This window comes from Jhaorihella thermophila (genome assembly GCF_900108275.1).
GTDB lineage: Bacteria > Pseudomonadota > Alphaproteobacteria > Rhodobacterales > Rhodobacteraceae > Jhaorihella > Jhaorihella thermophila.
Window position 1 is genome coordinate 21983 of record NZ_FNVD01000001.1, and the last position, 11601, is coordinate 33583.

General features: G+C 66.9%; 11 protein-coding genes. 5 read left to right on the forward strand and 6 right to left on the reverse strand.

What is annotated here, in order from left to right:
* Window positions 1-2: 2 nt before the first annotated feature.
* Both C4S70_RS00110 and C4S70_RS00115 read right to left on the reverse strand, forming a co-directional pair.
* Entirely contained in the window at window positions 3-1877 is a 1875-nt protein-coding gene (locus C4S70_RS00110) for a monovalent cation:proton antiporter-2 (CPA2) family protein (RefSeq protein WP_104006084.1), read from the reverse strand.
* Window positions 1878-1896: 19 nt separating this feature from the next.
* Window positions 1897-2352 carry an Lrp/AsnC family transcriptional regulator gene (locus tag C4S70_RS00115; protein ID WP_104006085.1) on the reverse strand — a complete coding sequence of 152 codons (456 nt, stop codon included), beginning with the start codon at window positions 2350-2352 and terminating at the stop codon, window positions 1897-1899.
* 151 nt (window positions 2353-2503) lie between these two features.
* Between C4S70_RS00115 and hppD the strand changes: the two genes are divergently transcribed.
* A complete protein-coding gene (gene hppD / locus C4S70_RS00120; RefSeq protein ID WP_104006086.1) occupies window positions 2504-3607 on the forward strand; it encodes a 4-hydroxyphenylpyruvate dioxygenase in 1104 nt (367 codons plus the stop codon).
* Window positions 3608-3670: 63 nt separating this feature from the next.
* On the opposite strand, the gene C4S70_RS18590 is transcribed toward hppD, so the two are convergent.
* A complete protein-coding gene (locus C4S70_RS18590) occupies window positions 3671-6100 on the reverse strand; it encodes a hypothetical protein (RefSeq protein WP_160114830.1) in 2430 nt (809 codons plus the stop codon).
* Between the two features lie 170 nt (window positions 6101-6270).
* On the opposite strand from C4S70_RS18590, the gene C4S70_RS00130 reads away from it, so the two are divergent.
* The gene (locus C4S70_RS00130; protein WP_235003630.1) at window positions 6271-6960 is read left to right on the forward strand and encodes an SIMPL domain-containing protein; all 690 of its coding nucleotides are present in this window, start codon (window positions 6271-6273) and stop codon (window positions 6958-6960) included.
* 144 nt (window positions 6961-7104) lie between these two features.
* Here C4S70_RS00130 and tkt read toward each other — a convergent pair whose 3' ends face one another.
* Window positions 7105-9126, reverse strand: a complete 2022-nt coding sequence (tkt, locus tag C4S70_RS00135) for a transketolase (protein ID WP_104006631.1) — start codon at window positions 9124-9126, stop codon at window positions 7105-7107.
* Window positions 9127-9396: 270 nt separating this feature from the next.
* Here tkt and C4S70_RS00140 point away from each other — a divergent pair, with 270 nt between their 5' ends.
* Genes C4S70_RS00140 through C4S70_RS00150 form a run of 3 tightly spaced genes read left to right on the forward strand, consistent with a single transcriptional unit; the run spans window position 9397 to window position 10849 of the window.
* Window positions 9397-10110, forward strand: a complete 714-nt coding sequence (locus C4S70_RS00140) for a hypothetical protein (protein WP_104006088.1) — start codon at window positions 9397-9399, stop codon at window positions 10108-10110.
* Window positions 10110-10487 (forward strand): cell division protein ZapA, encoded by a 378-nt coding sequence (locus C4S70_RS00145; protein WP_104006089.1) that lies wholly within the window; start codon window positions 10110-10112, stop codon window positions 10485-10487. The genes C4S70_RS00140 and C4S70_RS00145 overlap by 1 nt, the downstream gene beginning before the upstream one ends.
* The gene (locus C4S70_RS00150; protein ID WP_104006090.1) at window positions 10484-10849 is read left to right on the forward strand and encodes an MliC family protein; all 366 of its coding nucleotides are present in this window, start codon (window positions 10484-10486) and stop codon (window positions 10847-10849) included. Before C4S70_RS00145 ends, C4S70_RS00150 begins: the two co-directional genes overlap by 4 nt.
* 36 nt (window positions 10850-10885) lie before the next feature.
* On the opposite strand, the gene grxD is transcribed toward C4S70_RS00150, so the two are convergent.
* On the reverse strand, window positions 10886-11248 hold the full coding sequence (gene grxD / locus C4S70_RS00155; RefSeq protein WP_104006091.1) for a Grx4 family monothiol glutaredoxin: 363 nt from the start codon (window positions 11246-11248) through the stop codon (window positions 10886-10888).
* A gap of 46 nt (window positions 11249-11294) precedes the next feature.
* Window positions 11295-11531: a BolA/IbaG family iron-sulfur metabolism protein gene (locus C4S70_RS00160; protein ID WP_104006092.1), complete on the reverse strand. Its 237-nt coding sequence runs from the start codon at window positions 11529-11531 to the stop codon at window positions 11295-11297.
* Window positions 11532-11601 lie beyond the last annotated feature (70 nt).

Consider the following 11601-nt stretch of genomic DNA (forward strand, 5'->3'; position numbering starts at 1 on the left):
CCTCACGCCGGTTTCTTCTCTTCCTCGGCAGTCAGCGCCAGCAGGGCAGTTTCAAGCTCTTTTTCCAGCTCCTTGGCGCGCTCGATGTATTCGGTGTTCTCGGTGGTCGGGATGGAGGGATCCCAGACCTCGGCCAGCTCCTTCAGCGCATAGCGGTCATGTGCATAGAAGGTCTGTTCGGCTTGCGCGGCTTCGTACTCGCTGAGCCCGACATTTTCCAGAACATAGCGCCCGGCCCGCAGAGAGCTGTCGAACACCTCGCGCACGATGTCGTCGGCGCCGGCCTTGAACAGCTCGAAAACGTGGTGCCGGTCGCGGGCGCGGGCGATGATGTGGAGATCGGGGCGCTCCTGCCGGGCATAGCGCACCAGCTTGGTGACCTCTTCGGGATCGTCCATCGCCGCGACCAGCACGCGGGCCTTGTCGAGCCCCGCCGCCCGCAGCAGTTCCGGCCGGGTGGGGTCGCCCAGGAACCCCTTGACCCCGAACCGGCGCATCAGCTGGATCGTTTCCATGTTGCTGTCCAGCACCACGGTCTTGAAACCGCTGGCCCGCACCAGCCGGTTGACGATCTGCCCGAACCGGCCGATCCCGGCGATGATGATCGGCCCCTGTTCGTCAATCTCGTCGGGCTCCAGCTTTTCCGCCCGGTCCGGCGTGCGTCGGGCCAGAGCCTCGTAGAGCAGGAAAAGAAGCGGTGTCAGCAGCATGGTCAGCGCGATCACCAGAAGCAGCTTGTTGGTCAGAGGCACCGAAAGCACGTTCATCTGCGCGGCAAATCCGAGCAGGACAAAGCCGAATTCCCCCGCCTGCGCCAGCCCCAGCGTGAACAGCCAGCGGTCGCGGCCACGCAGGCCGAAGACTCGGGCCAGAAGATACAGGACCAGCCCCTTGGCCAGCACCAGCAGAACGGCAAGCCCCAGCAGATCGCCGAAATCGGCCCAGAGCGCGCTCAGGTTGATATCCGCGCCCACGGTGATGAAGAAAAGCCCCAGCAGCAGACCCTTGAACGGGGCAAGGTCGCTTTCCAGCTCGTGCCGGAATTCGCTGTTGGCCAGAACCACGCCGGCCAGAAACGCCCCCAGCGCGGGCGAAAGCCCCACCGCCTCCATCAGAAAGGCGATGCCCACCACGATCAGCAGCGCCAGCGCCGTATACATCTCGCGCAGGCGGCTGCCGTGGATGAAGCGGAATACCGGCCGCACCAGATAGATTCCGGCCAGAATGATGAAGACGATGGCGGCGATGGTGACAAGCGTCACCACCCATCCCGGCAGGCCTTCGACCAGGGACAGCCCGTGCGGGGCGCCGTGTCCAGTGCCGCCGCCCATCCGGATCGAACCGTCATTGCCGAACTGCATTTCGGGCGCAGCCGCCAGAAGCGGCAGAAGGGCGAGAATCGGGATCACCGCGATGTCCTGCGTCAGCAGCACGGAGAACACCGACCGTCCACCGCGCGTCTGCATCAGCCCCTTTTCCGCCAGCGTCTGCAGCACGATTGCCGTGGACGACAGCGCCAGAGTCAGCCCGATGGCCAGCGACATCTGCCAGGTCTTGTCGGCCAACACCGCCACGCCCATCAGCACCAGGGTCGTCAGCGCGATCTGCAGCCCGCCCATGCCGATCAGCCGGTGCCGCATGTCCCACAGTGCCCGCGGCTCCAGTTCCAGCCCAATCATGAACAGCATCATGACCACGCCGAATTCGGCAAAGTGACGCAGGTTTTCCGTGTCGCCCACCAGCCCCAGAATCGGCCCGATCACCACCCCCGCGGCCAGGTAGCCCAGCACCGACCCGAATCCCAGCCGCGCCGAGATCGGCACCGCGATCACCGCGGCGGCCAGGTAAATCGTGGCCTGAAAGAGAAATCCTTCCATCGTCGATCCTTCGCGGGGTTCAGGTGGGCAGGGGCGCGTCGCGCTTGATCTGGTCCATCACGATCTGGCTGTGCACCCGCGCCACCGCAGGGTGGGGCAGAAGCACCTCGTGAATCAAGCGGTTGAGCGCGGGCAGATCGGCGCAGTAGACGCGCAGCAGGTAGTCGGCCTCGCCCGTCATGGTCCAGGCGCTGGTGATTTCGGGGCGCGTCTGAACCAGCCGGGCAAAGCTGCGGGCGTGGTCCGGCCCGTGCGTGCCCAGCTGCACCTGCACGAAGCCCTGCACATGCAGGCCCAGCCGGTCCGGATCGAGCCGCGCGGAATAGCCTTGGATATATCCTTCGGCCTCCAGCCGCTGCCGCCGCCGCCCGGCCTGGCTGGGCGACAGGTTCAGCATCTCGCCCAGCTGGTGCGAGGTCAGATGCGCGTTTTTCTGCAACGCGGCCAGCAGTTTCTTGTCAGTGTCGTCCAGCATATGCGGAAGATTCCCGTCTTTCCTTGAACCTGTGCGCAAATCCCGCGGAATTGAAGCCCGGCGGGCGGAATTTCGCGCAAAACATGCGCGCATCACCCACTATTTTCGGTTCAGCGAACAGAATTGCCCTTTCGAGTGAGGAGATACCGCAATGGGTCCGTTCCCCCATAATGCCCCCCGTGCCCAGATCACGGCCGAGAATCCCGCCGGCACCGACGGTTTCGAATTCGTCGAATTCGCCCATCCCGAACCGCAGGAGCTGCGCGAGTTGTTCACCAGGATGGGCTTTGAACTGGTCGGCCGGCACAAGACCAAGGCGGTGGAGCTCTGGCAGCAGGGCGACGTCACCTATCTCCTGAACGCCGAACCCGGCAGTTTTGCCGCCCGTTTCGTCGAGGAACACGGCCCCTGCGCGCCGTCGATGGCCTGGCGTGTGGTGGACGCGAAACATGCCTATGAACACGCCGTCGCCAACGGTGCCGAACCCTATGACGCCGACGACAGGACCGTGAACTGGCCGGCGATCAAGGGCATCGGCGGGTCGCTGATCTATTTCACCGATCAGTATTACGACACCTCGCCCTATAACGCCGAATTCGAATGGCTGAAGCCGTCGAAGCCGCGCGGCGTGGGCTTCTACTATCTCGATCACCTGACCCACAACGTCTACAAGGGCAACATGGACAAGTGGTTCGAGTTCTATGACCGCCTGTTCAACTTCCGCGAAATCCGGTTTTTCGACATCGAGGGCAAGTATACCGGCCTCTACAGCCGCGCGCTGACCTCGCCTGATGGGCGCATCCGCATTCCGATCAACGAGGATCGCGGAGAGAAGGGCCAGATCGTCGCCTATCTCAAGAAATACAACGGCGAAGGCATCCAGCACATCGCCATCGGCACCGATGACATCTACGATTCGGTCGATGCCATCGCCGAGCGCGGCCTGAAATTCATGCCGGGGCCCAACGATCTCTACTACGAGATGTCGAAAGAGCGGGTGAAGGGCCATGAGGAGCCGCTCGACCGCATGAAGAAGCACGGCATCCTGATCGACGGCGAAGGCGTCGTGGATGGCGGCGAAACCCGGATCCTGCTTCAGATCTTCTCAAAGACCGTGATCGGCCCGATCTTCTTCGAGTTCATCCAGCGCAAGGGCGATGACGGGTTCGGCGAAGGCAACTTCAAGGCCCTTTTCGAATCGATCGAGCGCGAGCAGATCCTGAACGGCGAACTGGGCGACGTGGCCGCCGAATAGGCAGGCCCGCGGCGCAACCATCAGCGGCAGCCGTCCCTCGGGGCGGCTGCCGTCATTTCGGGCTCAGCCCTTCGGCATTTTCAGCACGACGTTTCGGCTGCCCTTCCGGTAGCGCAGTTCGTCATCGCCGATGGCGATGATCTGGCCGCCATCGATGCGATCGCCGACCTTGACCTTCTTGTAGCGGCCGCTGGACAGCCGCACCAGCGCCCGCCGATTGGCCGAGGTGCCATAGACGCCGATCAGCGTGACGTCCCGCAGCCGGATCGCGTTCTTCACGGTCGCCCGCCGCGTGACCGTGGCCGCCGAAGGCCTGTTCGGCTTGAACGCGGCGCTGGCCGGGACGGCGGGGCCGGTGGCTGCCGCACCGCCCGATTGCGCGCTGGCCAGCGCCCGTTCGACGGCGGCCGAGAAATTCCGTGGCCGCGCCTTCGGCCGATAGGCCGTCGCCACCGCCTGCGCGGTCGCGGGGGCATCCGGTTCGGCTTGCGGGATATCACGCTCCGGACGCAGTCTGGGGCGCAGCTTGCCCAGCTCGGCCCGGCTGCGGCCGCCCAGATTGGCACGTTCGTTCGCCTCGATCAGGTCGCCGGGGCGGGCCCTGGGCCGGATCTTGGCCAGCCGCGCGTCGCGCTCCTGCGCCTCTTGCTCCTGTCGGGCCACTTCGGGACGCTCGGGAGTGGGGGGCGGCACCACGGGGGGTTTGCCCAGATGGACCAGGATCCCTTCGGGTGTCAGCGTGCCCTCGGGCGTGGGTTCGACGAGGCCCCGATCGTCCAGCGCGAATTCGGTGCCCGCCGCCGCGGGAGAGGCCCGAACGGCCAGCGGGGCATCGGTGTCCAGAGCCTCGGCGCCCGGCAGGACAACGGCGTCGCTGAACAGGTCGGTCCGGTCGATCGAGGCGACGTAGAGATCGTTGAGCGTAATGATCGACGGCGCTTCGGGGACGGCGGGCGGCGTCTGCCAGATGCCGGATGCGGCATAGAGCGCCTGATCCTGCGGCGCGGCGCCGTCATTGCCGGCGGGCGCTTCCGCGTCGGGCGCTTCCCCGGCAGGCGTTCGCAATGCCTCGAGCACTGCCGCGTCGGTTTCCGTCAGGGTCTCTTCGGCGCGGGCGTCCTTGTCAGAAGACGGCTGGCGAGGGGCTGCCGTCGGCGCGGGCAGAGAGGCGATGCTTGGCAGGACGGGATCGACAGGGGCCGGCCTCGGCGGCGTCGGTGCCGGGGTGGCCGGCTCGGCGGCTTCGATCTGCGCGGCGGGGGCCGGGGCGGAATCTGGCAGGGCAGTTGCGTCTTGCGGTTCGGGCGACGGCGTGTCCGCGGGCGGCGTATCAGCGGAAGCCGCGTCGGGCTCTTCCGCCTCGGGCGGCTCGATGGCGGTGATGACCACATCGCCGTCGCTCCTGCCGCGAAACAGCCCCGCGATGCCGTCCTCGAGGAATATCATCGCCCATATCGCCACGGCCGCCAGCACCAGAAGCAGAGCGACCGACAGCACGAGGCCGAGGTGCCGCCAGGCCCCGACGGCCTGCGGGGCCTGGCGCGCGCCGAACACGGTCAGGCGCGCGGATTCGTCGTCGGGCGGCAGATCGTCGATGCGCGGCGACGGCGGGGCAACGGGGATGGTCGTCCGCTGCGCCGTGACCGCGGAATCGGGCACGATTGGCTGTGGCACCGGCTGTCTTGAGGTGCCGTCTTTGGCCTCCGCGATGATCGACTCGGCCGCGTTGGCCGGAGTATCCGCCGGGGAAACCGGCTGGTCGTCCTGAATGATCGTCAGCCGCCGCTCGACCTCGGGGGCGGATTCGGGAACGATCTTCGGGGCATCGGCCGTGCCCGCCGGATCCATCCCGTCGGTTGCCTCGCCCGCGGCGCGGTCGGCCTTGGCACGCCGGCTGGCAAAACCGGGAATCGCCGCGTCCTGCGGCTCGGGGGCAGGTGGCTCTTCGACCTCTCCGATGACCACGACGGCCATCTCGTCGGGCGTGACCTGCGCGCCGTCCGTCAGATCGGGGGCAAGGGTCGTGACACCAAAGAACGGCTCGCCCGCAAAGCTTTCGTCCTCGGGCACGGCGACAAAGCTGACCGGGTTGAAACCGTGGTCGTTGGCAAAGCTCTCGGCCTCGTCCAGCGTCTCTCGCGCCACGGCGGCGATATGGGTGAATTCGCCATCGGCCGACACGTCAAACGCCAGTTCGTCCAGCGCATAGGGCGTGGCCCCGTCCAGCGCGGCGGCCGCCGCCTCGCGGCGTTCGCTCTCGCTGACGCGCCCGGTCCTGATCGTCATGTAGCGGATCTGGTCATTGGGGATGAGCAGCTTGCAGCGGACCCCCGCAGGGTCCAGCGCCTCGGCCCGTCCCCGCAGATCGGCGAGTTCCCCCGCCAGATCCGCGGCATCCAGCGCCACCGACCCGACGCGCCGCCACCCGCCCCCTGCGCGATGCAGCAGAGTTATTCCGTCAAAGGAAAGGGATAGCGCGAAATTCGGTTTCATCCGGCGATTGCGTTGACTGCCTGCGCCCCCTGCGGGGCCAAATCCGGCAAAACCATAAAGCAGGACCGCCCCGAGGGAAAGGAAAACCGGCGGCGGGAATTTGCCGAGGCGGTTGACCATGACCGCCGTCCTTTCCCATCTCTTGAGCGGACAGGAAAGGAGAAGCGACCGTGAAACGATGGATTGCAGCCTGCATGGCGGTGGTGGTTCTGGCAGTGCCGGCAGCCGCCGAGGAAACCCCGCGCCATATTTCCGTGACCGGCGAAGGCCGGGTCGAGGCGGTGCCCGACATGGCCACCCTGTCGCTGGGAGTAAGCAAGGCCGCCCCCGAGGCCGGGCCGGCGATGGCGGCGGCAGCGAAGGCGGCGAATGCCATCATGGACCGGCTGGCGGCCATGGACATCCCCGCCCGGGACATCCGCACCAGCCGGGTTGCGCTCAGCCCCGTATGGTCGGATCGCGACGACGGCCGGCCCCGGCGGATCACGGGCTATCGCGCCGATTACGGCGTGACCGTGCGGATCCGCGATCTGGACAAGGTGGGCCCGGTGATCGATGCCACCGTGCAGGCCGGCGGAAACGACTTTGGCGGGCTGTCCTTTTCGGTTCAGGATGACGGGCCGCTTCGGGATGCGGCGCGGCAACAGGCGGTGAGGGACGCAACGGCCAGGGCGGAGCTTCTGGCCCAGGCCGCCGGCGTCACGCTCGGGCCCGTGGTGACGATCAGTGAAGGCGGGGGCGCCACCCCGCGTCCTTACGAGATGCGCGCCGCCGCCGCGATGGCCGACACGATCCCGGTCGCGCCGGGCGAGATCTCCGTTACCGCGCGGGTCGATATGGTGTTCGAGATCACCGACTGAGTCGGCCACGTTCCGACCACCCGCGCAAACGCCCCTTCATCTTGCCTGAAATACTCCGGGGGGCGCGGGGGGCAGCGCCCCCCGCTCCGGTCGGATCGGCCTCGCCGATCCGAAACCGAAGAGTCCAAGGCTCCGCGCGGCGTCTCAGCCCAGCAGGGCGCGCACCTTGTCGGCCACCGCCTGCGCGGTGATGCCGAACTTTTCATAGAGCACATCTGCAGGCGCCGAGGCGCCAAAGCTTTCCATGCCGACAAAACCGGCCTTGGCCTCGCGGCCGCGCTCGCCCAGAAGCCAGCGATCCCAGCCGCCCAAGCGCGTCGCGGCCTCGATGCCCACGCGCACCGGCCCGGCCGGCAGCACGCGACGGCGCCAGGCTTCGTCCTGCTGGGCGAACAACTCCATGCAGGGCATGGACACGACGCGGGTGCCGATCCCGTCGGCCTCGAGCATCTCGCGCGCCTCCAGCGCGATCGACACCTCCGATCCGGTCGCAATCAGGATCGCCTGCCGCTTTGCTTCGGCCTCGGCCAGCACATAGGCGCCACGGGCGGTCAGGTTGGCGGTCTTGTGCCGGGTGCGCACGGTCGGCACGCCCTGCCGCGTCAGCGACAGCACCGACGGCGTTTCCTTCGACGACAGCGCCAGCTCCCAAGCCTCGGCGGTTTCCACCATGTCGGCGGGCCGGAACACATACGTATTCGGCGTGGCCCGCGAAATCGCCAGATGCTCGACCGGCTGGTGGGTCGGGCCGTCCTCGCCCAGACCGATGGAGTCGTGGGTCATCACGAACACGGTAGGGATCTTCATCAGCGCCGCCATCCGCATCGCCGGTCGGGCATAGTCGGTGAACGCCATGAAGGTGCCGCCATAGGGGCGGATCCCGCCATGCAGCGCCATGCCGTTCATCGCCGCGGCCATGCCGTGTTCGCGCACGCCCCAATGGACATAGCGGCCCTTGCGGTTGTCCACGTCAAACACCGTCATGTCCGACGATTTCGTGTTGTTCGACCCCGACAGATCGGCCGAACCGCCCACGGTTTCCGGCATCACAGGGTTCACCGCCTCCAGCACCTTCTGCGAGGCCTGGCGGGTCGCCATCTTGCCCCCGGCCTCGCTGGCCTCTTTCTTCACCGCGCGGATCGCCGCCGACAGACGCCTGGGCACCTCGCGGGCGAATACGCGGTTGAACTCGGCCTGACGGCGTTCGGACAGTTCGGACAAACGCGCCTCCCACGCCTCGCGCTCGGCCGCGCCGCGTGCGCCGATCGCCTCCCAGGCGGCCTTGACCTCGGCAGGCACATGGAAGGGCTCGGGGCTCCAGCCATAGGCGGCCTTGGCATCGGCCAGCTGCTGCGCGTCGGTCAGCGCGCCATGGCCCTTGGAGGTGTCCTGCGCGGCATGGCCCAGCGCGATATGGGTCTTGCAGGCGATCATGCTGGGTTTCTTCGTCGCCTTCGCCTTGGCGATCGCCGCGTCGATGGCGGCCGGATCATGGCCGTCGATTTCCTGCACATGCCAGCCCGACGCCTTGAACCGCGCCACTTGGTCGGTGCGGTCGGCCAGATCCACCGTGCCGTCGATGGTGATGTTGTTGTTGTCCCACAGCACGATCAGCCGACCCAGCTGCTGCCGTCCGGCCAGCGCGATCGCCTCCTGGCTGACGCCCTCCATCAGGCACCCGTCGCCGGCGATGACATAGGTGTAGTGGTCCACGATCTTGCGGCCGAAGCGGGCGCGCAGCATCTCTTCGGCCATGGCAAAGCCGACCGCGTTGGCGATGCCCTGTCCCAGCGGGCCGGTGGTGGTTTCGATCCCGCGGGCGTGGCCATATTCGGGGTGGCCGGCGGTGCGGGCGCCCCACTGGCGGAAGTTGCGGATCTCGTCCAGCGTGATGTCGGGGTTGCCGGTGAGATACAGCAGCGAATAGAGCAGCATCGAGCCATGCCCGGCCGACAAGATGAACCGGTCGCGGTCGGGCCATTCGGGATGGGCGGCATCGAATTTCAGGTGCTTTTCGAACAGAACGGTCGCGACGTCGGCCATGCCCATCGGCATGCCGGAATGGCCGGAATTGGCCGCCGCGACGGCATCCAGCGTCAGTGCGCGGATGGCGGTCGCCTTGGCCCAGTGATCGGGATTGGCGGTGCGCAGGGGGGTGAGGTCCACGGGGATCTGTCCTTCGTGTTGCAGCAGGGATGGGCGCGTGAATAGCAGCCGCGCGGCGAAGATCAAGCACTACCGGGCGCGCGGTTCGAGCAATGGTTGAAACCCCGCGCCCAAGTGGTTGAAAGCAAAGGCAGGGGTATTCCGTGCCGCCACGCCGTGGTCTAGCATCGGTGGGAACATCGGGCCGATTCGGCAGAAACCGCGGCATTCTGCGGGTGCGGTCGAAACCGAAGATCATCCGGCCGGAAGACACTGGGGAAGGTGACAGGCATGAGCCAGATCGAGGAATTGCAGAGCCGTCTTGTTGCGGCGCTGGAGCGGATCGGTGCGGGGGCCGAGGCGCTGGCGCAGCGCGCGGCCTCGGCTGCGGCGCCGGAGGCCACGGACGGCGCGGACGATGCCGACCTGGCTGCCGCGCTGGAGGAAGAGAGGATCGCCAATGCCCAGCTCGAGGAACGGCTCAAGACGCTGAAGGCGCGGCACGAAAAGGAACTGGCCGAACTGCGCGCCGAGCGGCAGAGCGGCGAGGATGTCGAGGCGCTGAAATCCGAACTGGAAACGCTGCGGCAGGAAGCCGACACCCTGCGCCAGCAGGTCGAGGCGTTGCAGGCGGAACTGGCCGAAGCCAAGGCGCAGGGCGGCGAGGCCGACGCGCTGCGGGCCGAACTGGAGGGCCTTCGGGCCGAACTGGAGGCCGCGCGGCAGGAAAGCGCCGCCCAGGCCGAGGCTATGGGAAAGCTGGATGCCGAACTGCAGCGGCTGCGCAGCGCCAACGACCAGCTGCGCGACGTGAACGGCCAGCTGCGCGCCGCCAATGCCGAAGGCGTGGGCGACGCCGAACTGGTCAACAAGGCGATGGCGGCGGAACTGGAGGGGTTGCGCGCCACGCGCGAGGCCGAAACCGCCGAGGTGAACGCCGTGCTGGCCCGGCTCGATTCGGTTCTGGCCAATGCCCGGAACCTGCCTGAAGGAGAGGAAGTCTGATGCCCGAGGTGACGATCCATATTGGCGGCCGGAGCTTCGAGGTGGCCTGCCAGGCAGGGGAAGAGCAGTATCTTGAGGCCGCGGCGAAGATGCTGGATGACGAGGCGCAGGTGCTGTCGAACCAGATCGGCCGGATGCCCGAAGCGCGGATGCTGCTGATGGCGGGGCTGATGCTGGCCGACAAGACCGCCGCGATCGAGGACAAGCTGCGCCAGGTGGAGGAGGAACTGGCCCAGTTGCGCGAGGCGGCCCCGCCCGAGCCCGAGCGGATCGAGGTGCCCGTGGTGCCCGAAGCCGTGACCGAGACGCTGGCGGAACTGGCCGCGCGGGCCGAGGCGCTGGCCGCCGAGATCGAGGAAAAGGCAGCCGCGGAATGAGCCCCGTCCGGGCGCTGATCGGCGCGGCAATGGCGCTGCCCCCGTGCGCCGCCCATGCCGGCACCGAGGTCGTGGAAATCGTCTATGAATGCGAACAACGCGGCGTCCGGTTGCCGGTCGTGTTCGTCAATACCGAGGGCGGGCCGGGACTTGCCGTCATGTCCATCGAGGGCAAGCTGGTCACGATGCGGTCGACGCCCAACGGATCGGGCGTGCGCTATGTCGCCATCGACGAACAGGACAGCTATCGGCTGCATGCCAAGGGCGAGACGGCGTTCGTCACATGGCTGGCGGCCGATCACACCGCCGATGAGATCACGATCCTGCGCGACTGCTGGATGATAGACGAAAAAGGCCGCTGACGATCGCAGCGGCCTTCCTGAAGGGGTTCGGCGGGCTCAGGCGTTGGCTTCGCGGATCTTTTCCGCGGCTTCCTTGCTGTAGGCCACGCCCTTCTTGTCGAACAACTCGTCCAGCTCGCCCGAGAGCGTCATTTCCGTGACGATGTCGCAGCCGCCGACGAATTCGCCCTTCACATAGAGCTGCGGGATCGTCGGCCAGTCCGAAAATTCCTTGATGCCCTGGCGGATTTCCTCGTCGGCCAGCACGTTCACGTCCTGGTATTCGACGCCCATGTAGTTCAGAACGCCCGCCACGCGCGAGGAAAACCCGCATTGCGGCATGGTCTTGGTGCCTTTCATGTACAGCACCACGTCGTTGCCTTCGATGGTTTCGCGGATGCGGTCTTTCATGTCGGTCATGTCGGTCTCCGTTGGAGTGTGTTCAGGTTGTGGGCCGCCGCGGCGTTCAGTCCGGGGCCTTGGTGGTCAATGCCAGCGCGTGCAGTTCGCCGTTGGGGCCGTCCATCTTGCCCTTCAGCGCGGCATAGACCATGCGCTGTTGTTCGACCCGGTTCTTGCCGCGGAAGCTTTCGTCGATGACGACGGCGGACATGTGCACGCCATCGTCCCCCTGCACGGTGATCTGGGCGTTGGGAAAGCTCTGCCGCAGCAGCTCTTCGAGTTCGTGGGCGTAAATTGCCATGCGCGTTCCTCTTTGGTCGTCGGGGTAGAGATAGAGCGGCCCCCGCGCCTTCGCAAGGGCCGAGGCGGTG

What these genes read in the sequence shown, in the direction of transcription:
- C4S70_RS00110 (WP_104006084.1), bottom strand. Translation starts at nt 1,877, where the DNA reads ATGGAAGGATTTCTCTTTCAGGCCACGATTTACCTGGCCGCCGCGGTG.
- C4S70_RS00140 (WP_104006088.1), top strand. Translation starts at nt 9,397, where the DNA reads ATGAGCCAGATCGAGGAATTGCAGAGCCGTCTTGTTGCGGCGCTGGAG.
- C4S70_RS18590 (WP_160114830.1), bottom strand. Translation starts at nt 6,100, where the DNA reads ATGAAACCGAATTTCGCGCTATCCCTTTCCTTTGACGGAATAACTCTG.
- C4S70_RS00150 (WP_104006090.1), top strand. Translation starts at nt 10,484, where the DNA reads ATGAGCCCCGTCCGGGCGCTGATCGGCGCGGCAATGGCGCTGCCCCCG.
- C4S70_RS00115 (WP_104006085.1), bottom strand. Translation starts at nt 2,352, where the DNA reads ATGCTGGACGACACTGACAAGAAACTGCTGGCCGCGTTGCAGAAAAAC.
- C4S70_RS00145 (WP_104006089.1), top strand. Translation starts at nt 10,110, where the DNA reads ATGCCCGAGGTGACGATCCATATTGGCGGCCGGAGCTTCGAGGTGGCC.
- grxD (WP_104006091.1), bottom strand. Translation starts at nt 11,248, where the DNA reads ATGACCGACATGAAAGACCGCATCCGCGAAACCATCGAAGGCAACGAC.
- hppD (WP_104006086.1), top strand. Translation starts at nt 2,504, where the DNA reads ATGGGTCCGTTCCCCCATAATGCCCCCCGTGCCCAGATCACGGCCGAG.
- C4S70_RS00160 (WP_104006092.1), bottom strand. Translation starts at nt 11,531, where the DNA reads ATGGCAATTTACGCCCACGAACTCGAAGAGCTGCTGCGGCAGAGCTTT.